The organism is Micromonospora sp. NPDC049044 (assembly GCF_040649215.1).
Lineage (GTDB): Bacteria > Actinomycetota > Actinomycetes > Mycobacteriales > Micromonosporaceae > Micromonospora.
The window spans coordinates 1-19,906 of record NZ_JBEZFA010000005.1; the positions used below are offsets into that span (position 1 = coordinate 1).

Sequence of the window (19,906 nt, forward strand, 5' to 3'; positions counted from 1 at the left end):
CTGCACTCGTGAGGGTGTGGGAGAGTAGGACGCCGCCGGACAATCTTCCAGATAGGGCCACCCCATGCGGGGTGGCCCTATCTGCATTCCCCCCCCGGGCGGGGTTCCCGGCCGGGGTCGGTCGACGCGTGTTACCTGATCGACTCGGGTTCCCGGAAACCGCGGTATCCGCGACCGGGTGACACCCCGGGTATCAGGAAACCGAGTCGATCAGCCGGCGGCGAGGAGTCGATCAAGGGGTAGGGCGGGCGTGGATCACCCCCCCGGGTCTGCATCTCCTGGCGGAGGGTTACGCATCAGCCCGCTGGCGTCGGCGATCGAACGGCCGGGGAACACCATCACGACGCTGCCGTGGTCGGCCCAGCCACACCGCGAATTCGCCACCGTCGCCACTGGTGCTGCCGCACTTCAGCACCCCGCCCAGGTCACCGCCGGGGCACTCGCGCAGGTCGCGTAACGGGCCGACCCGGAGCCCCGCCGGCCCGGAGCCCCGCCGGCCCGGAGCCCCGAAGCCCCGACCGGATCCCAGAGCCCTTGCCGGCCTCGGAGCCCGACCGGACCCGGGCCCCGCCGGACCCCAGAACCACAAGACCGGATCAGGAGGGCTTCGGCCCGCAGACGTAACGGGGCTCCGCGTCGTAGCGCCAGGTGAACTTCTCCCGCTTGACCACAGCGCCGTTCTTCTTGATGACCCGGAAGGCGTCCTGGGTGAAGCCGTTTATGCCATTGGTCGCGATGCAGGACGGGCCGGGCTCCAGGTGGATCAGCTTCGGTGTGGTGATGTTGCGACGCGGCCCGTACTCCGTCTTCACGCTGTCGTAGATCTTCGTGCTCCAGATCGACACGGTGATAGTGCTCGACGTGTACGACGTGTCGATGAGAACGCCGTACTCGGTGTTGTTGCGGAATTTGAAGTCCAGGTCCGGCCAGAAGATCGTCGACTCGATGACCGCCGGGTAGCGGTCGAACCAGTACGAGTGGGGCTTGTGCTCGACGTCTTCCAGCCCGGCGTAGTACGTCGCGTTGAACAGCGTGGTGGTGAACTGTGAGGTGCCGCCGCCGACGCCCGGCACGAGCTTTCCGCCGAGGATGACGGGTGCGTCCCGGTAGCCCTGGGCGTAGCCGCGCTCGCCGGTGTGACCGTTCAGCGAGAACGTCTTCCCCGGCAGGACCACCGTGCCGTCCACCTGCTTCGCGATTGTCGCGATGTTCTGGCTGCGCGAGGAGGCCAGGCCGCCGGTGAAGCGGGTGGTGAAGGTGGACACCCGCTCCTTGATGCCGAGTCCGGTCAGCTTCTCGGCGGTCAGTTCGGGTGGCGTCGGCTTCAGTTCGCCGCTCACCTCGCGGCCGTCCGTCCTGGGCAGTACGGCCAGCAGGTCCTGACTCAGCGTCGTGGTGTCCAGTTGCTGACCGGGTCGCCCGTCCTTGGTGGTGGGCCGGCCACCGACGATGGTCATCGTGGCGTTCTGGGGCGGTACCTCGATGGCGGCCAGGTCGTCGCCGAGCGCCGCCCGGAGCCGTTTGACGTCCACCGAGGGGGTCAGCTTGCCGGTCTTGTCTGCGGCGAACCGCAGGCTCTTCGCGATGGCGGCGGGCGGGACCTGCATCGAACCCTTGTCGGTACGCAGGGTGACCGGCGCGGCGACCGCGGGCTTGGCCAGCTCGGTGACCAACCGGTCCAACTCTTCCGGGGTGGTTGCCGGGTGGCTCTCCACAAGCGGCACGGTGATCGGGGTGCCGGCCAGCCAGCCGGCCCGCACCACCTCGGCCGAGCGTTGCGGTGCCAAGGCCAACCCGGGTTTGGGCGGTACGACCTTCGGTGTGGTGCCCTGGTAGGTGATCGCCGGCATCGTCATGCCCTGGACCTGGTCGCCGAGTACCTTGCGGAGCGCGTCGTCCAGCCGGTCCACGTCGACGGTGACCACCGGGTCGACGGTGCGGGAGCCGACCAGGCGGCTGACCGGGTGCGCGTCGGCGGCAGCCGCTGCCGCGACGGTCGCCGGCACGTCGACGGCCAAGCCCACCTCGGCCGGGTTGATCTCGGCGGTCCGCCCGTTGACGGTGATCGTCAGCGGGCCGGCGAGAGCCGCCGCCCGCCGGTCCAGCTCGGCGCGTAGTTCCCGGTCGGCGTCCGCGCGGCTCCGGCCGCCCAGTTCGGTGCCGAGCACGTTGGTGCCTCGGGGGACGTCCCCGGCGTACGCCCAGGCGCCGGCACCCGCCACGGCGGCGAGGACGCCGCCGGTGACGCCGGTGGCGAGCAGCATTCGTACCCGGCGGGGACGGCTCGGGCCACCCTCGGGCTCACCCGCAGCTGAGGTGGTCGCCGGTTCGTCTTCCGGCCAGGTGACCGCGGTGACCTGCACGGTGGGCCGGTCGTCGGCGGGGGGATTCTTTTCGCCGTACAGCGTCACTGCAACCTCGATCGCCAGGGTGCCGCGGGAGGTACGCCCTCCCGGAGGCACCTACGGTAACGAATGCCGGGCCGTCCGCCGGCTGCGCCCATCCGGTGCTGCCACCGCGTGTCGCCCGGCGTTTCGTTGGGGCATGGGGGCGGTGCCAACGGCGGAGCACGCGCGTGGCACGGTGACCGGGTGGACACTGCGGAGCGGGTGTTGGCGTACGGCGGCGATTGGCTGGACCGGGCGGCTGCCCTGCGCACCGATCCGGCCCGGTTGAGCGCACTGCTCTGCGGGTCGAGCACCGTGGTGCTGGCGTTGTGGCGGGACCGCTGCCTCGTCGACGCGGACGGGCCGGTCCGGCTCACTGCGGAGCGGGCGTCGCTCGTCCGGTCCGCTGCGGGTGAGACGGTCTTCCTGGGGCTCGACGGTGCGGTGGCGATGTTCGCCGTTGACCTGTCCGCACTTTCTGAACGGGCCGCCGTCGAGATGGCCGGTGCGGCACGTTCCGTCGACGTGCGCGCCCTGGTCGGGCAGCTCGAACCGGGTGCCGCGGCCGTTCAGGCGTACGCCAGGGGTCTGCTGCACTGGCATCGGCAGCAGCGGTACTGCGGGGCGTGCGGGGCGCCGGCCGAAGCGGCGGGCGGCGGACACATGCGCACCTGCACCGGCGCTGGCTGTGGCCGTCTCCTCTTTCCCCGGATCGAACCGGCGATCATCGTGCTGGTCGAGGCGCCCGGCCCGCCGGGCCGGTGCCTGCTGGCCCGGCACGCCGGTGCGGCCGAGGACGCGTTCTCGACGCTTGCCGGCTTCGTGGAGGTCGGCGAAAGCCTGGAGGACGCGGTCCGTCGGGAGATGGCCGAGGAGGCGGGCGTGGCCGTCACCGACGTGACATATCAGGGGTCGCAGGCGTGGCCGTTCCCCGCCGGCCTGATGGTTGGTTTCCGGGCCACCGCCACGTCCGACGAGGTACGCGTCGACGGCGAGGAGTTGCTGGAGGCGCGCTGGTTCACCCGAGCGGAGCTGCGGGATCGGGTGGCTTCCGGCCGTACGCTCGGTCGGGTGGACGCGATCGACCACCGCCTGCTCGAGGACTGGTTGACCGAGGTCTGACCTTGTCCGATAGGGACCCCAGCCGCAGCCAAACCACCGCCGTGTCGTCGTTACATTATTGTGATCGGGCCATGACTGGTCACGCTCCGCAGCGATTCCGAGAAATCGCCCCAATCGCCGTCACTTTTGCCGTTTTTTAGCCGGCATATGCCGCAACCCATCGTGACGCGGCGCTGGCCTCCAGGTGGCCCCCTATTACTGCCGAGTAATCGGGGGGTTGTGAGCTACGCCCCAACGGGTGCACCATCAACCCCGATCGTTACCCGCCGGTAACAGATGCCGAGCCCGGTGTAGGGCCGCCAGTTCGTCACCGGCAAGCCGCGCGCATCCACCTCGAGGAGGAACCCCGTGCAGGATCGGTTGAAGAATCAGGGTCGCACCCGGTGGCGGCGGTTCGCCGCCATGGCGGTGCCCGCTACGGCCGCCGCCGGGGCCATCCTTTTCGGAATGTCGACGGGCGCGATCGCCTCCGACATCACGGTCTCCGGCCAGACCTTCAAGATCGGCGCCGAACGCCTTGAGGGCGACGGCTTCAAGCAGTACGGCGGCATCGTCCGGGAGAAGGGCAAGGACGGCAAGCCCGGCCAGGTCCACCCGGTCGCGCTCTCCGAGATCAGCGACGCCGAGTTGTACAGCCTCTGCCAGTCCGTCCGCGCCGACCTGCCGGGCCTGCCGGTGGTGCTCACCATCAACGCCGGCGAGGGCAAGGAGCCCGCACGGGCCAAGGACCTGCTGATCGCCATGGACTCGCTGAACGGCAACGCGACCTTCACCAACATCAAGATCGGTCGGGACGCCACCGACCTGAACCCGACGGCGCAGGCCGGCTCGTTCGGCCAGAACTCCGACCACGTGACCATCACCAACCTGCAGCAGGTGTCCCGCTACACCACGGCGGCCACGTTCAACCTGGTTGGGCTTCGGCTGAAGGTCAACGTGGGCGAGGACGCCAAGGGCAAGGAGTGCTTCTAAGGTGAGCCGTGGCCCGCGGCGCGCCAACGCCGCGGGTCCGGCCCGTGTCCCCTTCCCCGCGTGGCCAGGAGGAGTACGTGACAACCGCGAACCCGTCCCACGCCCGGCCCGGCGGTCTGGCGCAGGCGTGGCGGCTCTTCCGCCGCTGGCGGCGCAGTCGACCGTTCCTCGGTGGCCTGTTCACCGCACTGGCCGGGCTGGAGATGTTTGCGTCCACCCGGATGACCCTCAACGGTCTCAGCTTCCACAGTGGGGCGAGCGGCCTGCTCTCGCTGCTGATCCCGATCATTCTGGTCACCTGCGGGCTGCTGCTGTGGATCACCCCGGCGCAGCGCCTGTTCTATTCGATAGTCGCGGCGGTCACCGCGGTCTACTCGCTGATCGGGCTCAACCTCGGCGGCTTCTTCGTCGGTCTGCTGCTCGGCATTGTCGGCAGTGCGCTCGCCTTCGCGTGGACGCCGGGCCCGCCACAAACTGACGGTGAGCTCGCTGGCGTCGAACCGGCCGGCGGTGAGCAGTCGGATGCCGAGCCGACTGCCGCCGGGCCTGCCGGTGCGGAGCAGGCCGGCGATGCGTGGTCGGATGCCGAGCCGGCCACCGTCGAGCGGGGCGTCCTCCCGGCGGCCCGGGCGTCCGACGACGGCGGGTGGGGCGTCCTCCCGACCGCGTCCCAGACGTCCGACGACGGCGAGCCGCCCACCAGGACGGAACGACCGACCGACCCGCACCGGGCGTTCGGCGTCGTTCTCGTGGTGCTCGGCCTGGCCGCCGGTGGGCTGGCCATCCAACCCCAAGGGGTACGGGCAGCCCCGATCCGGGTCGCCTCGACCGACTGCCCCACCCCGTCCCGGGATGCCAGCCCGTCGCCCAGCGACAGCCCGGCCGCGCCGACCCCGAGCCCGGAACCGGATGGCAACGTGGTCACCGACATCCTGGACGGAATCGGCGATCTGCTTGATGGTGGGCGTCGCGCGCAGGCCCCGGAACCGTTGCCGAGCCTGGCCGCCACGCCCATAGCGGGACCGACCGGTACGCCGACGGACGGGCCTGGCGACTGTTCGACGCCGGCACCGGACGGGTCCAGCCCGGCGACCCCCGGCAAGCCGGGCACCCCAACCCCGGGCCAGCCGGGTACGCCGACGCCCGACGAGCCGGGCAAGGTCGAGCCGGGCACGCCGCTGCCGCGCATCGCCGCCGATCCGACCCTGCCGAAGGTGGCGCAGACGCCGTCCAAGCTCACCGGATCGTCGGTCCGGATGACCGGCCTGCGGTTCGACGGGGTCACCGACCTGCGTACCGAGCGGGGCGACCTCAAGGTGCTGAAGTTCAGCATGAGTGAGGCGGTGACCGACGACTTCCTGCTCAGCGCCGACGGCCCCGCCGGGCGCAACCAGCGGTACGCGACGGACCGGTTGACCGTCAGCGGAGACGTGGCGTTCTACGCCACCCGGTTCGTCGGCCGGCTCGTTGGCATCAAGATCACACTGACGCCGGATCTGCCGCTGCCGGACGGTGTGCCGATCACCTCGCCGATCCCGATCACGTTCACCGACCCGGTCATCGACCTGGCATACGTCACAAGTAACACGCTTACCGCCCGACCGGCGTTGGCGCTGACCCTCGGCTGAACCGCACCCGCCGTATGGTCCGAGCGCCGGCGGTTGGCGTACCGCCGGCGCTCGAACCGCCGATGAACTCAGAGTCGAGCCAGCGCCCGACGCAGCGGGTCGAGGCCCAGCCCGCCCAGGTCCAGCGCCTGCCGGTGGAACTCCCGCAGGTTGAAATCCGCACCCTTGCGGGCCTTGGCGTCCTCGCGGGCCTGGAGCCAGATCCGCTCACCCACCTTGTACGACGGCGCCTGCCCCGGCCAGCCGAGGTAGCGGTTCAGTTCGAAGCGCAGATTCTCGTCCGGCACCCGGCAGTGCGCCCGCATGAACTCCCAACCCAACTCGGGTGTCCACCGCTCGCCCGGGTGGAAGCCGAACGGATTGTCCTTGGGGATCTCCAACTCCAGGTGCATGCCGATGTCGACGATCACCCGGGCGGCACGCATCGCCTGGCCGTCGAGCATGCCCAGCTTGTCGCCCGGGTCCTCCAGGTAGCCCAGCTCGTCCATCAGCCGCTCCGAGTAGAGCGCCCAGCCCTCGCCGTGCCCGGAGACCCAGCAGAGCAGTCGCTGCCAGCGGTTGAGCAGGTCGGCTCGGACGGCGGTCTGCGCCACCTGGAGGTGGTGACCGGGCACGCCCTCGTGGTACACCGTCGTCACCTCCCGCCAGGTGGAGAAGTCGGTGATGCTCTGCGGCACCGCCCACCACATCCGGCCCGGCCGGGAGAAGTCCTCGCTCGGGCCGGTGTAGTAGATGGCCCCGTCACTCGTCGGGGCGAGGCAGCACTCGATCCGGCGGACCTGCTCCGGGATGTCGAAGTGGGTGCCGTGCAGCTCGGCGATCGCCTTGTCGGCGAGGGCCTGCATCCAGTCCCGGAACGCCTCCTTGCCCTGGATGGTCCGCGTCGGGTCGGCGTCCAGCTTGGCCACGGCCTCGTCGACGGTGGCCCCGGAGCCGGCGATGCGCCCCGCGACGGTCCGCATCTCCGCCTCCAGGCGGGCCAGCTCCGCGAAGCCCCAGGCGTACGTCTCGTCCAGGTCGATCTTGGCACCGAGGAAGTACTGCGAGGCGAGCTCGTAGCGCTCCCGGCCGGCGGCCTGCTTGTCCCGCCCGTGCGGGGCCAGCTCGGTACGCAGGAACTGACCGAACTCCGCTGTCGCCGCGGTCGCCGCCGCCGCGCCCCGCCGCAGCTCCGCGTCGAGCGAGCCCGCTGCGCCCAGCCGCTCGACCAGCCCGTGGAAGAAGTTGTCCCCGCTCGGGTCGACCCAGATGTCGCACTGCTTGGCCACCTCGACCAGCTGCACCTTCGAGCTGACCTGACCGGCGGCGAGGGCCTCCCGGAGGGTGACCTTGTAGTTCTCCAGCGCGCCGGCGAAGCCGTTGAGCCGGGCCGCGATGTTCGCCTGCTCGTCGCTTGTCGCGGTCGGCATCAGGTCGAACACCATACGGATCTCGTGCAGCCCGCTCGCGATCACGCTGACGCCGCTTGTCGTCTCACCGGCGTCGTACAGGGCCAGGTCCAGGCCGAGCCGTTCCTGCATGGCCTCCTTGGCGATCCGCTCGGACTCATCCTGCGGTTCGGTCACCTCGAGTTCGGCGAGCGTGCGGCGGGTGAGGTCCGCACGCGCCCGGTAACCCTCCGGCGAGAGGTCGTCGAGCTGATCGTCATGGCCGGCGATGCCGACGAAGGTCGCGCCGGTCGGGCTCAACGGCGCCCACTCGGCCACATAACGGTTGGCGATTTCATCGATTCGTCCCACGGTGCGACCCTACGTGACCCCCCCGCCTTCGTGTCGACGACGTTTGTCGTGATCAGGCCGGTGACGTGACTCGCGGCGCAACAGTGAAAAGGCACGCGACTTTGTCGGTGGGCTCCGGCAGAGTGTCAGGGGTGACTGCCGATACCACTCCTGACAAGGCGCCGGCTCGCGCCTGGCTGCCAGGCTTCGTCGCCCTCGCCGCGATCTGGGGTTCCAGCTTTCTGTTCATCAAGGTCGGGGTGGCCGAGTTGCACCCGGTCCAGCTCACCCTCTACCGGGTCGTCGCCGGCGCGTTGACGCTCCTGGTCGTCCTCGCCGTGGTGCGCGACCGGCTGCCCCGCGAGCCGCGGATCTGGGCGCACCTGACCGTCGTCGCCGCGTTCGGTGTGGCCGTGCCGTTCACCCTCTTCGGCTACGGCGAGCAGCGGGTCGAGTCGATGCTCGCCGGCATCTGGAACGCCACCACGCCCCTGATCGTGCTGCCGCTGGCGGTGCTGGTCTTCCGCACCGAAAAGTTGACAGTGCGTCGCGCGATCGGGCTCGGGCTCGGTTTCCTCGGGGTGCTTGTGGTGTTGGGGGTCTGGGAGGGCATCGGCGGGGCGCACTTCACCGGGCAGTTGATGTGCTTCGGCGCGGCCGCCTGCTACGGCGTCGCCATCCCGTACCAGAAGCGGTTCGTCGCCGGTAGCACGCACTCCGGCCTGTCGCTCTCCGCGGCGCAACTGCTGCTCGCCGCCGCGCAACTGGCAGTCGTCACCCCGTTCGTCGCCGGCCTGCCGCCGCTGCCCACCGAGTTGTCGGCGGGGGTGGTCGCCAGCGTGCTGGCGCTCGGCGCGCTCGGCACGGGGCTTGCCTTCGTGATCAACATGCGCAACATCCGGGTGGCTGGCGCGAGTACCGCGTCCACCGTCACGTACCTGATCCCGATCTTCGCGGTGCTGATCGGGGCGGTGGCGCTCGACGAGCGGCTCAACTGGCACCAGCCGGTCGGCGCGCTCATCGTGCTGCTGGGGGTCGCTGTCGCGCAGGGTGTGTTCGGTCGCCGCAAGCCTCGTCCGGTGGTCGGCGTCGGCGTTCCCGCCGCACCCGCCGCCGAACCGGCCCGCCGCTGACCGACCAGCTGATCGACTCGACTTCCTGAAAATCGGGGTATCCGGCGGACCGGGATACCCCGACGTCAAGAAACCCGAGTGGATCACCGCCCCGGCGGCCGGCGCCCACCTGGCGGGGTGGGTAGGTCAGCCGCGGTTGTGCGTCCAGGCCACCAGTTGCTCCGCCGGCCAGGTGTTGACCACCAGATCGGCGGGGACGCCGCAGCGGGCGGCCCGCTCACAGCCGAACCGTTGCCAGTCGAGTTGGCCGGGCGCGTGCGCGTCGGTGTTGATGGCGAACCGGCAGCCGGCCTCCAGCGCCCGGCGGATCAGGCGCTTCGGCGGATCCTGCCGCTCCGGCCGCGAGTTGATTTCGACGGCGGTGTCGTGCTCGGCGCAGGCGGCGAAGACGGCGTCCGCGTCGAAGTCACTCTCCGCCCTGGTCCGGGCGCGGTGCCCCCGGTCGCCCGGGCCGGTCACCCCGGCCGGGCGGGACGAGACCATCCGGCCGGTGACGTGACCGAGGATGTCCAGGTGCGGGTTGGCGACAGCCCTCAGCATGCGACGGGTCATCTTCGACCGTTCGTCCTTCAGGCCGCTGTGCACCGAGCCGACCACCACGTCCAGCCGGGCCAGCAGTTCGTCGTCCTGGTCGAGGGAACCGTCGGCGAGGATGTCCACCTCGATGCCGGTGAGGATCCGGAAGCCCTCGGGCAGCGCCGCGTTCACCTGCGCCACGTGGTCGAGCTGCCGGCGTAGGCGCTCGGCGGTCAGCCCTCGGGCCACCGTCAGTCGCGGCGAGTGGTCGGTAAGCACCAGATATTCGTGGCCCAACTCGACAGCGGCCAGCGCCATCTCCTCGATCGGCGAGCCGCCGTCGGACCAGTCCGAGTGGGTGTGGCAGTCGCCCCGCAGGGCGGCGCGCAGCGCCGTGGCCTCGGCATCCAGGTCACTGCCCTCGGTCGCCAGCAGCCGGCGCAGGTAGACCGGCTCCTCGCCGGCAAGCGACTCCGCCACGCACCGGGCCGTCACGTCGCCAACACCGGCCAACTCGGTGAGCGTGCCGTTGCCGGCCCGCGCGGCCACCTCGGTCGCCGGCAGACCCGCCAACGCCGTCGCCGCCGACCGGAACGCCCGGACGCGGTATGTCGCCTCGTTCGCCCGCTCCAACAGGAACGCGATGCGGCGCAGGTCGGCGATGGGGTCCCGGGCCTTCATCCCACCGAACCTAGTCCCTGCGGGACCGGTCAGGGAGCCTTCGGACAGCCGTGTTTACGCTGCCACGCGACGACCTCGGCGGCCGGTTCCCGATTGCCGCCGGCGCGCCACGAATCCAGGTACCGCGCCGGCCAGAGCACGCCGCGCCGGATCCACCAGCCGTCCTTGCCGGCACAGGGCGGCGAGATGCCGAAGTGCACGTGGCAGACGTTGTTGGCGTTGCCGGTGCGGCCCACCTTGCCGAGCTGCTGCCCGGCACGGACCCGCACCCCGGCGTCGACGCCGCTGGACACGACGCTCAGGTGCGAGCCGTAGTAACGCACGCCGTCGTCGCCGAGCAGGGAGACCGACAGGCCGCCGTTGTCCGGACCCTGCGGCCCACCCTTGCGGTACTTGTCGACGCGGCTGACCTCCAGCACCGTCCCGTCGGTCACCGCGACGAACGGTTCACCGCAGTTGGCGAAGAGATCCGTGGCGGGGTACGCCCCGTGGGTCGGGTGATAGTCGACGTTGCCGGCGCGTACCGGAAAGACATGCCGCAGCCCGCTGCGCGGTGCCGTCGCCGACGGGCTGGCCGGCGACGGCTTCGGGCGGGCCGGGCCGGTCGGCGTCGGCGCGGCCGTCGGCGACGCCGGCTGGTCGGCGGTCGCCCAGACCGCCGACGGCGTCTGTGGTGCTCCCTCGGGCGGCACTCCCGGCCGGGTGGTCGCGCAGCCGGCGGCCAGCACCGGGACGAGAAGCAGCAGGATCGGGTACGCCGGGCGCACGCGTTGGCTGATCGTCGGCGAGGGCATCCGGTCATCCTGGCAGAGCCGGTACCGTGAGCACGAGCGGCGCGCGTGAGGGAGGGCAGCGACGGTGGCGATCACCCGACCCGACCCCGGCCCGGATCCCGGTGCCGCCGCACCTCAGGTGGCGCGGATCCCGTCCGGACTCTTCCCGGCCGGGCCCCCGTCCCGCCCCACCTACCGCGAGCCGCACCCGGTCACCGGTGGTGGCGTCGCCGCCGGTGGTGGCGCGGCGACCACCTGGCTGCTGCTGTTCGGCCTGCTGGGCACCGATGTGATGAGCTACGCGTGGTGGACGGTGCTGGCGGGTCTGCTGGCGTGGCTTACCGCGTTGGTGCTGGTCCGCTACGGCGATCGCGGGGTCGCCGCCGGGGTGGCCATCGTCACGGCGGGTGGCTGGAGCATCGCCGCCGCCGTGGTGGCGGTCCGCTGGGCCACCAGCGGTGACTGGCCGCTGTGGTGATCAGAGGGGCGCCGACGACTGCGCCGCGTGCCCGGTTGGCTGCGTAGCGAACGCCGTCTTGACGTGGCCGCCGAGACTCGGCACGCTCGGCACTATGGCCTGGACCACTCCGCGACAGGACCCCGATCGCTGTCGCCGCCGCCTGCAGTTGCTTGCCGAGTTGGCGGGCGCCCGTGCGGTCCGCCAGCGCAGCCGACCGCAGCGGCAGCGCACCGAGCGTCTGCGCCAGCTCATCGCTACCCGCCGTCGGGTAGCCGGCTGATTCGACTTTGTCAGGAATGACCGACCCTTCGGGGCGTTGACGAGTCGCCTGCCGACCCGACCGGCTAACGTGCACGCGTAACGAGTCGACGCTGTGTCGAGGGCTATTGGGGGGACCGTGTCGTACTTCGCTGCGGCCGTTGTGCGCGACGACAGTGGCTGGACCGCCGCCGAGGTCAGCCTGCGTGGCGCCACCGACATCGACGAGGTCGCCGAGCGGCTGCGTGACGTCGACCAGGAGGCCGACGTGTCGCTGCTCTTCGTCGAGGCAGATGACGCGTACCTGGTGATCCTGCGTCTCGACGAGGGCGAGGATCTGCGGGTGTTCGGTTCGGATTCCGCGTACGCCGAGGAGTCCCCGCTGGGCGCACTGCTCGTCGGTGACCTGAAGACCTCGGTCACCGGCCTCGACGGCGACGAGGAGGCCCGCCCGGCGACCACCGGTGACGAGGAGAGCGAGCAGCCCGCCGTCGACCCGGAGGCCGATCCGGTGGGTGAGGCCGACCTGCTGGCCAACCTGGGCATCTCCGCGCAGAAGCTGCTCGCCCTGTGTACGCACGAGGGGATGCTGCCGGCGGATGTCACCGCCGAGATCTGCCAGGTGCTCGGCTGCGCCGACGAGGTCGAGGAGTTGCGTGAGGTCTGAGCCGGCCGACGCCACCGACCCGGCACTGGAGACGATCCGACCGGGGCAGCCGACTCCCGGTGTGGTGGGCCGGGCCGGGCCGGGCGCGCACGAGGGCCTGGCCGACCCGGGTGAGCTCGGCCGGAGGCAGCGGCACGAACTGTGGATGCGCCGTGCCCTGGAGGTCGCCGTCACCGGCACCGGCGGTGTCGCGGCAGGTGCCGGTGACGTGGACGACGTGCCGGTGGGCGCGGTGCTCTACGGGCCGGACGGGACCGAGCTGGCAAGCGGACGCAACGAGCGGGAGTTGACCGGCGACCCGACCGCGCACGCCGAGGTGCTGGCCCTGCGTCGGGGGGCCGAGCGGTCTGGCCGGTGGCGGCTGGACGGCTGCACCCTGGTGGTCACGTTGGAACCGTGCACCATGTGCGCGGGGGCGCTGGTGCTGGCCCGGGTCTCCACAGTCGTCTTCGGGGCGTGGGAACCCAAGACCGGCGCGGCCGGCTCGCTCTGGGACGTGCTCCGCGACCGCCGGCTCAACCACCGACCAGAGGTCTACGGCGGCGTCCTGGAAGCCGAGACCGCAGCGGTCCTGCGCGCCTTCTTCCGCTGAGGGACACCCGACCCGGTCAGGCCGGCGGTCCGGCCGCCGGCAGGGTGACCGTGACGATCAAGCCGCCCGCCGGGCGGGGCTGCGCCTCAACCGTGCCACCGTGTGCGCGGGCCACCGCGCGCACGATGGACAACCCCAACCCGAAGCCCCGCGCACCGGCGACCCGTTCCCGCGACAGCCGGCGGAACGGCTGGAACATCGTTTCGATGTCGTAGCCGGCGATCGGCGGACCGGTGTTCGTCACCGTCAGGGTGGCCTGGCCGTCGGTCCGGCCGGTGCGAACCTCGACCCAACCGTCGGCGGGCAGGTTGTGCCGCACCGCGTTCTCCACCAGGTTGACGGTGAGTCGTTCCACAAGCACCGGGTCGCCGCTGACCGGGGCCGGCGCCAGCGATCGGCGCACCGGGACGTCAGGTGCCTGCTTCTCGGCCTGATCGATGACGTGCGCGCAGACCTCGGCCAGGTCGATCGGCGTACGCTCGGTCAGCTCGTTCTCCGAGTCGGCAAGGGTCAGCAGGCCGTCGATGAGCCGCTCGTGCCGCTCGTTGATCGCCAGCAGCGACTCACCCAGCCGGCGTGTCTCCGCCGACGCGTCCGGCCGGCTGACCGCCAGCTCCACCAGGGCCCGGTTGAGCGCCAGTGGGGTACGCAGCTCGTGCGAGGCGTTCGCCACGAACCGGCGCTGCCCGTCGAAGGACCTGTCCAACCGTTCCAGCATCTCGTCGAACGTGTCGGCGAGTTCGCGTACCTCGTCGCGGGGGCCGGTGAGCGCGATCCGCTCGTGCAGGCCCCGGCCGGCGGTGTCCGCGCCGGCGATCCGTCGGGCCGTTCCGGTGATCTGGTGCAGGGGCTGCAACGCCCGGCCGGCGAGCAACCAGCCGAAGGCGATCGCCACCGTCGACACCACGATCAACGCGATGCCGCCCTGGGTGAGCAGCGACTCCAACGCGTTGCGTTTCGCCTCGTCCTGCACCTCCTGCAACAGGTTGCGCAGGTTGTCGACGTTCTGGCCGCTGGGTGTCGTGGGGGAGGTCCTCGGCAGGTCGCGCAGGCTCACCCCGAACGGCTGCGCCGTGCGCTGATCCACGAGCACGTACGTGACGGCCAGCAGGACCACCCCGGCCAGCAGGAAGAGCCCGCCGTAGATCAGGGTGAGTCGGGCGCGGATGGTCAGCCGCTTCATCGGATCTGATACCCCGCGCCGGGCACCGTCTCGATCACCGGCGGGTCGCCGAGCTTGCGGCGCAGCTTCATCACGGTGACCCGGACGACATTTGTGAACGGGTCGATGTGCTCGTCCCAGGCGCGTTCCAGCAGATCCTCGGCGGAGACCACCGCTCCGTCGGCGCGCAGCAACTCGACGAGCACCGCGAACTCCTTGCGGGACAGCGCCACGTGCCGGTCGTCGCGGCGTACCTCGTGCCGTGCCGGGTCGAGCTGGATGCCCGCGCGGCGCAGCGTCGGCGGAGCCGCCGGGCGGGCCCGCCGGGTCAGCGCGTGCACCCGCGCCGACAACTCGACGAGGGCGAACGGCTTGGTCAGGTAGTCGTCGGCACCGATCGCCAACCCCGCCACCCGCTCCCGGACCGCTGCCGCCGCGGTCAGCATCAGCACCCGGGTCTCCCCGCCCGCGTCCACGATCGCCCGGCACACGTCGTCGCCGTGCACCACCGGCAGGTCCCGGTCCAGCACCACCACCGCGTACTCGTTGACGCCGAGCCGCTCCAGTGCGGCGTCGCCGTCGTACGCCACGTCCACAGCGAACGACTCCCGACGCAGCCACTCCGCGATGGCGTCCGCCAGCACCGTCTCGTCCTCGACCACCAGCACTCTCACCCCTCCATGGTCCCCGGGGTGCGGTAACTGCGGCATAACCGCCGACGGTAACGCCGGGGATACGCCCGCTGCCGTGCACTGGGTGTCGACGTCCGACGAGTCGCGTCGGACCCACAGCGGAGGTGGACACCATGCGGCGGCAACTGCTCGCGGTACCTGTCCTGCTCACCCTGGCGCTGGCCGGGTGCGGCGCGGGAGGCGACGACGGCGGCGGGGTGGCGACCGCCGGCGGGGCGACGACAAGCGCCACGGCCAGCGGCGCGCCGGTAAGCGATTCGGACAAACAGCTCGCCTTTGCCCGCTGTATGCGGGAGAACGGCGTCGACCTGCCCGACCCGGAGCCGGGCGGCCGTCCCAACTTCCGGTTCGGCGCGGACGTGGACCGGCAGAAGGTCCAGGCGGCCATGGAGAAGTGCCAGGACAAACTGCCGAACGGTGGGCAGGGGCCGCAGCTCAACCCTGAGCAGGCCGAGCAGATGCGCACGCTGGCCAAGTGCATGCGGGAGAACGGGGTGCCGGACTTCCCGGATCCGGACGCCGACGGACGGGTCCGGATCGGGGTGGGCGACAACGCGATCGACATCGGCGATCCGGCCATGAAGGCCGCGCTGGAGAAGTGCCGGCAGCACGCACCACAGGTCGGGGGTGGCCGGTGAGCGGCGTTTCCCGACGTGCCCGGCTGCGCGCCGCCGTCATCGGCGGAGTCGTGCTGCTGGTCGCCGCCGTGGGCGTGAGCGCCGCGGTGGGCTTCGGCGGCGGGGACCGGGCCGAGGCCGGCAGCGCGCCACCGGCCACCGCGCCTGTCACCCGGCAGACCCTCGCCGATGCGGAGACCGCCGAGGGCGAGTTGGGGTACGGCGCTACGCGTACCGCCACGGCGAAGCTCAGCGGCACTGTCACCGCGTTGCCGCCGACCGGGTCGACTGTGCAGCGGGGGCGGGCGCTCTACTCGGTCGACAACGAGGAGGTGGTGCTCCTCTACGGCGGGTTGCCCGCGTACCGGACCCTCGCCCCCGGGCTGGCGGGTGCCGACGTCGCGCAGTTCGAGCGGAACCTCAAGGCGTTGGGCTACACCGGCTTCACGGTCGACGACGAGTACACCGGCGCCACCGCCGACGCGGTCCGGGACTGGCAGGAGGACCTGGGCCTGGCCGAGACCGGTCGGGTCGAGCCGGGGCGGATCATCTACGCCGACCGGGAGGTCCGGGTGGAGAGCCACCAGGCGGACGTCGGTGATCTCACCCAACCCGGTCAGGCGGTGCTCGCCTACACCGGCACCAGCCGCCTGGTCACCGTCGAGTTGGACGTGGACGACCAGCGGCTGGCGAAGCGGAACGCGAAGGTCACCGTGCGGCTGCCGGACGGTCGGACGGTGGCGGGCACGGTCAGCACTGTCGAGACCGTCATCCAGGCCGGCGCCGCCGGAGCCAACGGGCAGTCCGGCGAGGCCGAGACGAAGATCGAGGTGACGGTCGCGGTCGCCGACCCGAAGGCGCTCGCCGGCTTCGACCAGGCCAGCGCCGACGTCGTCTTCACCGCCGCGGAGCGCAAGGACGTCCTCACCGTGCCGGTGTCGGCGCTTCTCGCGCTCGCCGAGGGCGGCTACGGCGTCCAGCTCGCCGAGGGGGAGGCGAGCCGGGTCGTCGCGGTGACCACCGGGTTGTTCGCCGACGGCCGGGTGGAAATCACCGGCGCGGACGTCACCGAGGGCACGCTGGTGGCGGTGCCGGGATGACCGGCGAGGTGATAGTGCTCGACCGGGTCAGCAAACGGTACGCCGGCGACGTCGTGGCGTTGAACGACGTGTCACTGCGGATCGGCCACGGCGAGCTGGTGGCGATCGTCGGCCCGTCCGGGTCGGGCAAGTCGACGATGCTGCACCTGATCGGCACCCTGGACCGGCCGTCGTCGGGCAGCGTGCTGATCGACGGGTACGACGCGGCGAAGCTGACCGACCGGGAGTTGTCAGCCCTGCGGGCCACCCGGATCGGCTTCGTCTTCCAGCAGTTCCACCTGGCCCCCGGCGTTCCGATAGTGGACAACGTGGCGGACGGGTTGCTCTACTCCGGCGTACCCCTGCGGCGGCGGCGCGAACGCGCGCGGGCCGCGCTGGTCCGGGTCGGCCTGGGCCACCGGCTCGGGCACCGGCCGCACGAACTGTCCGGCGGGGAACGGCAGCGGGTGGCAGTGGCGCGGGCGGTGGTCGGCGAGCCGGCGGTGCTGCTCGCCGACGAGCCGACCGGCAACCTGGACTCCGCGTCCGGTGCCGGGGTGCTGGAGCTGCTGCACGAGCTGCACCGGGCCGGTACCACCGTCGTGGTGATCACCCACGACCGGGAGATCGCGGCGGGGCTGCCCCGGCAGGTGCGGATGCGCGACGGCGCGGTGCGGCACGACTCGGCCGGTACGCCAGGCGGGGTCGGCTGATGGCGACGTTGACCCCGGCCCGGCTGGGACCGGCGGACATCCTGCGGGTCGGCGGGGTGGGGCTACGGACCCGTCCGCTCCGGGCGTTCCTCTCCGCCCTGGGCATCGCCATCGGTATCGCCGCGATGATCGCGGTCGTCGGGATCTCGTCGTCGTCCCGGGCGGAGTTGGACCGCGCGCTCGACGCCCTCGGCACCAACCTGCTCACCGTCGAGCCGGGCAACACCCTGTTCGGGGCGGACGCCCAACTGCCCGACGAGTCGATCGCCATGATCGGGCGGATCGGCCCGGTGACCGAGGTGTCCGCAACCGGGGAGGTCACCGACGCCAAGGTCTACCGTTCGGATCGGATCCCGGCCGCGGAGACCGGAGGCATCGCCACCCGGGCCGCCCGGCTGGACCTGCTCGGCACCGTCGGGGCCGAGCTGACAAGCGGTACCTGGCTCAACGAGGCGACCGAACACTATCCGGCGGTGGTGCTGGGCGCCGGCGCGGCACAACGGCTCGGGATCGTCGCGGCCGACCCGCAGGTGCAGGTGTGGGTGGGCGGGCGGTCGTTCACGGTGGTGGGCGTCCTCGCCGCCGCGCCACTCGCGCCGGAGCTGGACACCTCGGCGCTTGTCGGCTGGCCGGCGGCGGCCGACTACCTGGGCTTCGACGGGCACCCCACCACCATCTACACGAGGGCGCGGGAGGCACAGGTCGAGGCGGTCCGCTCGGTGCTCGGCGCGACAGCCAACCCGGAGGCGCCGAACGAGGTCGAGGTGTCCCGGCCCTCCGACGCGCTCGCCGCCGCCGAGGCGACCGACGACGCGTTCACCGGACTGCTGCTGGGTCTGGGCGCGGTCGCCCTGCTGGTCGGCGGTGTCGGCGTGGCGAACACCATGGTGATCTCCGTGCTGGAACGGCGGGCCGAGATCGGCCTACGCCGTTCGCTCGGCGCGACCCGTGGCCAGGTACGGACCCAGTTCCTCGCCGAATCGCTGCTGCTCTCCGCGCTCGGCGGGATCGGCGGGGTGGTGCTGGGTGTGCTTGTCACCTCGGGGTACGCGTTCTCCCAGGACTGGCCGACTGTGGTCCCGGCCGGGGCGATACTCGGCGGAGTGGGCGCGACACTGGTCATCGGCGGTTTCGCGGGCCTCTACCCGGCGGTGCGCGCCGCCCGCCTAGCGCCGACGGAGGCGCTGGCCGCTGTCTGACGGCGCGTGTGGCGGTCTGGCTGGCATGAGCCGAAAGAGCGGCATGACCCAGGGGTATTCTTATACCGAATGAGTCATGCCGCTCTCGGCACGGGTCAGGCGATGATCGTGTCCAGGGCGATCTCGACCATCTGGCTGAACGTCTGCTCCCGCTCCTCCGAGGTGGTCTTCTCGCCGGTCTTGATGTGGTCGCTGACGGTCAGCACGGTGAGCGCCCGGGCCTTGAACCGGGCGGCGATCGTGTAGAGCGCCGCCGACTCCATCTCCACCGCCAGCACGCCGTAGTCGGCGAGGGTGTCGTAGAGGTCCGGCCGGTCGGTGTAGAAGGCGTCCGCCGCCAGGATCGGCCCGACGTGCATGCTGATGCCGCGCCGCTCGGCCACCTCGACCGAGGTACGCAGCAGCCCGAAGTCAGCCACCGGCGCGTAGTCGATCAACCCGTCGAAGCGCATCCGGTTCATGTTCGAGTCGGTGGACGACCCGATCGCGGCCACCACGTCGCGCAGTTGCAGGTCGGTGCTGAGGGCACCGCAGGAGCCAACCCGGATCAGCGTCTTCACGCCGTACTCGTTGATCAACTCGTGCGCGTAGATGGAGGCGGACGGCATGCCCATGCCGGAGCCCTGGACGGAAACCTCGACGCCGTTCCAGCGGCCGGTGAAACCCAGCATGCCCCGAACCGTCGAGTAGCAGGTGGCGCCCTCGAGGTAGGTCTCCGCGATCCACTTGGCCCGCAGGGGGTCACCCGGCATCAGGACCCGCTCGGCGATCTCGCCCGGCTTCGCGCCGATGTGCGTACTCATGGCAAAGATCCTGCCAGGCCGGCCCGGGCGATACCGGTTCGGCGTCCGAACCGGCGGTCCTGTACCCTCGTCGGCGGTGGCGTGTCCGAGCGGCCTAAGGAGCACGCCTCGAAAGCGTGTGAGGGTTAACGCCCTCCGAGGGTTCAAATCCCTCCGCCACCGCTCTGAAGTGCGAGAACGCCCGGCCGACCCTCGCGGATCTGCCGGGCGTTCTCGGTAGGTTGGCCCGGTTCAGAGGTCTGACTGGTCGGCGAAGTTGCCGGCGGCGACGTCCCACGAGATGAAGTCCCAGTAGCTGTCCACGATCATCGCCGGCGCGTCCCACTCCTCAATGAGTCGCTGCATCTCGTTCTTGGCGTCTTCCCAGCGGTCCGGGTCGCCACCGACGATCGCTGGCGCGAGATCGGCGACCAGGCGTAGCGAGCGGGCGTAGAGGTCGAGCGACGAGTTCACGAACGTCCGCGACGGGAGGTCGTCGATGATCAGCACGGCACCGGTGCCCGGATCGAGGCAGAATTCGCCGCTCAACCCGGCGGTGGCGTAGCCGAATCGCAGCAGGCCGTCCCGGAAGGTCAGATCCGGGCCGAGGAGAAACAGGTAGTACTCGTCGAGCCGCAGTGATTCCGGCAGGTCGACGCTGGCCAGCCGGTCCCGCAACTCCGGCGACAGCGACTCCCACCAGTCGAGCTCGTGCAGCGATGCCATGGCGGGCAATCTATCGAGCGCCGCCGCTG

General features: G+C 71.3%; 19 protein-coding genes and 1 tRNA gene. 12 read left to right on the top strand and 8 right to left on the bottom strand.

Annotated features, from left to right (window positions below; translation table 11 throughout):
- Positions 1–596 precede the first annotated feature (596 nt).
- On the bottom strand, positions 597–2,411 hold the full coding sequence (locus AB0B85_RS05180; protein WP_357403767.1) for a VanW family protein: 1,815 nt from the start codon (positions 2,409–2,411) through the stop codon (positions 597–599).
- Positions 2,412–2,591: 180 nt separating this feature from the next.
- Here AB0B85_RS05180 and nudC point away from each other — a divergent pair, with 180 nt between their 5' ends.
- The 3 genes from nudC (at position 2,592) to AB0B85_RS05195 (ending at position 6,109) form a co-directional block, all read left to right on the top strand.
- On the top strand, positions 2,592–3,509 hold the full coding sequence (gene nudC, locus AB0B85_RS05185; RefSeq protein ID WP_357403769.1) for an NAD(+) diphosphatase: 918 nt from the start codon (positions 2,592–2,594) through the stop codon (positions 3,507–3,509).
- A gap of 348 nt (positions 3,510–3,857) precedes the next feature.
- A complete protein-coding gene (locus AB0B85_RS05190) occupies positions 3,858–4,481 on the top strand; it encodes a DUF6230 family protein (RefSeq protein ID WP_357403771.1) in 624 nt (207 codons plus the stop codon).
- Between the two features lie 77 nt (positions 4,482–4,558).
- The gene (locus tag AB0B85_RS05195; protein WP_357403773.1) at positions 4,559–6,109 is read left to right on the top strand and encodes a DUF6114 domain-containing protein; all 1,551 of its coding nucleotides are present in this window, start codon (positions 4,559–4,561) and stop codon (positions 6,107–6,109) included.
- A gap of 68 nt (positions 6,110–6,177) precedes the next feature.
- On the opposite strand, the gene AB0B85_RS05200 is transcribed toward AB0B85_RS05195, so the two are convergent.
- Positions 6,178–7,848: a DUF885 domain-containing protein gene (locus AB0B85_RS05200; protein ID WP_357403775.1), complete on the bottom strand. Its 1,671-nt coding sequence runs from the start codon at positions 7,846–7,848 to the stop codon at positions 6,178–6,180.
- Positions 7,849–7,979: 131 nt separating this feature from the next.
- Here AB0B85_RS05200 and AB0B85_RS05205 point away from each other — a divergent pair, with 131 nt between their 5' ends.
- A complete protein-coding gene (locus tag AB0B85_RS05205; protein ID WP_357403777.1) occupies positions 7,980–8,960 on the top strand; it encodes a DMT family transporter in 981 nt (326 codons plus the stop codon).
- Positions 8,961–9,086: 126 nt separating this feature from the next.
- Here the strand turns inward: AB0B85_RS05205 and AB0B85_RS05210 are convergent, their stop codons facing one another.
- Both AB0B85_RS05210 and AB0B85_RS05215 read right to left on the bottom strand, forming a co-directional pair.
- A complete protein-coding gene (locus AB0B85_RS05210) occupies positions 9,087–10,157 on the bottom strand; it encodes a PHP domain-containing protein (RefSeq protein ID WP_357403779.1) in 1,071 nt (356 codons plus the stop codon).
- Between the two features lie 29 nt (positions 10,158–10,186).
- Positions 10,187–10,951: a peptidoglycan DD-metalloendopeptidase family protein gene (locus tag AB0B85_RS05215; RefSeq protein ID WP_357403781.1), complete on the bottom strand. Its 765-nt coding sequence runs from the start codon at positions 10,949–10,951 to the stop codon at positions 10,187–10,189.
- 70 nt (positions 10,952–11,021) lie between these two features.
- On the opposite strand from AB0B85_RS05215, the gene AB0B85_RS05220 reads away from it, so the two are divergent.
- The 3 genes from AB0B85_RS05220 (at position 11,022) to AB0B85_RS05230 (ending at position 12,907) form a co-directional block, all read left to right on the top strand.
- Positions 11,022–11,408, top strand: coding sequence for a hypothetical protein (locus tag AB0B85_RS05220; protein ID WP_357404146.1), 387 nt, complete (start codon positions 11,022–11,024; stop codon positions 11,406–11,408).
- 379 nt (positions 11,409–11,787) lie between these two features.
- The gene (locus AB0B85_RS05225; protein ID WP_357403783.1) at positions 11,788–12,315 is read left to right on the top strand and encodes a tRNA adenosine deaminase-associated protein; all 528 of its coding nucleotides are present in this window, start codon (positions 11,788–11,790) and stop codon (positions 12,313–12,315) included.
- A gap of 145 nt (positions 12,316–12,460) precedes the next feature.
- Positions 12,461–12,907 carry a nucleoside deaminase gene (locus tag AB0B85_RS05230; RefSeq protein WP_357404148.1) on the top strand — a complete coding sequence of 149 codons (447 nt, stop codon included), beginning with the start codon at positions 12,461–12,463 and terminating at the stop codon, positions 12,905–12,907.
- Between the two features lie 16 nt (positions 12,908–12,923).
- Here the strand turns inward: AB0B85_RS05230 and AB0B85_RS05235 are convergent, their stop codons facing one another.
- Together AB0B85_RS05235 and AB0B85_RS05240 are read right to left on the bottom strand one after the other, a co-directional pair.
- Positions 12,924–14,090 (bottom strand): HAMP domain-containing sensor histidine kinase, encoded by a 1,167-nt coding sequence (locus AB0B85_RS05235; RefSeq protein WP_357403785.1) that lies wholly within the window; start codon positions 14,088–14,090, stop codon positions 12,924–12,926.
- Positions 14,087–14,743 (bottom strand): response regulator transcription factor, encoded by a 657-nt coding sequence (locus AB0B85_RS05240; protein ID WP_357403787.1) that lies wholly within the window; start codon positions 14,741–14,743, stop codon positions 14,087–14,089. The genes AB0B85_RS05235 and AB0B85_RS05240 overlap by 4 nt, the downstream gene beginning before the upstream one ends.
- A 131-nt stretch (positions 14,744–14,874) precedes the next feature.
- Here AB0B85_RS05240 and AB0B85_RS05245 point away from each other — a divergent pair, with 131 nt between their 5' ends.
- The 4 genes from AB0B85_RS05245 to AB0B85_RS05260 are packed head-to-tail and all read left to right on the top strand — an operon-like array spanning position 14,875 to position 18,369.
- Entirely contained in the window at positions 14,875–15,399 is a 525-nt protein-coding gene (locus AB0B85_RS05245; RefSeq protein ID WP_357403789.1) for a hypothetical protein, read from the top strand.
- Positions 15,396–16,478, top strand: coding sequence for a peptidoglycan-binding domain-containing protein (locus AB0B85_RS05250; protein WP_357403791.1), 1,083 nt, complete (start codon positions 15,396–15,398; stop codon positions 16,476–16,478). Before AB0B85_RS05245 ends, AB0B85_RS05250 begins: the two co-directional genes overlap by 4 nt.
- A complete protein-coding gene (locus AB0B85_RS05255) occupies positions 16,475–17,170 on the top strand; it encodes an ABC transporter ATP-binding protein (protein WP_357403793.1) in 696 nt (231 codons plus the stop codon). The genes AB0B85_RS05250 and AB0B85_RS05255 overlap by 4 nt, the downstream gene beginning before the upstream one ends.
- Positions 17,170–18,369: an ABC transporter permease gene (locus tag AB0B85_RS05260; RefSeq protein ID WP_357403795.1), complete on the top strand. Its 1,200-nt coding sequence runs from the start codon at positions 17,170–17,172 to the stop codon at positions 18,367–18,369. Before AB0B85_RS05255 ends, AB0B85_RS05260 begins: the two co-directional genes overlap by 1 nt.
- A gap of 95 nt (positions 18,370–18,464) precedes the next feature.
- On the opposite strand, the gene deoD is transcribed toward AB0B85_RS05260, so the two are convergent.
- Complete coding sequence (gene deoD, locus AB0B85_RS05265; protein WP_030328147.1) at positions 18,465–19,172, bottom strand: purine-nucleoside phosphorylase; 708 nt, start codon at positions 19,170–19,172, stop codon at positions 18,465–18,467.
- A gap of 75 nt (positions 19,173–19,247) precedes the next feature.
- On the opposite strand from deoD, the gene AB0B85_RS05270 reads away from it, so the two are divergent.
- Positions 19,248–19,334 (top strand) — tRNA-Ser (locus AB0B85_RS05270).
- 69 nt (positions 19,335–19,403) lie between these two features.
- On the opposite strand, the gene AB0B85_RS05275 is transcribed toward AB0B85_RS05270, so the two are convergent.
- Entirely contained in the window at positions 19,404–19,877 is a 474-nt protein-coding gene (locus AB0B85_RS05275) for an SUKH-4 family immunity protein (protein ID WP_357403797.1), read from the bottom strand.
- Between the last annotated feature and the right edge of the window lie 29 nt (positions 19,878–19,906).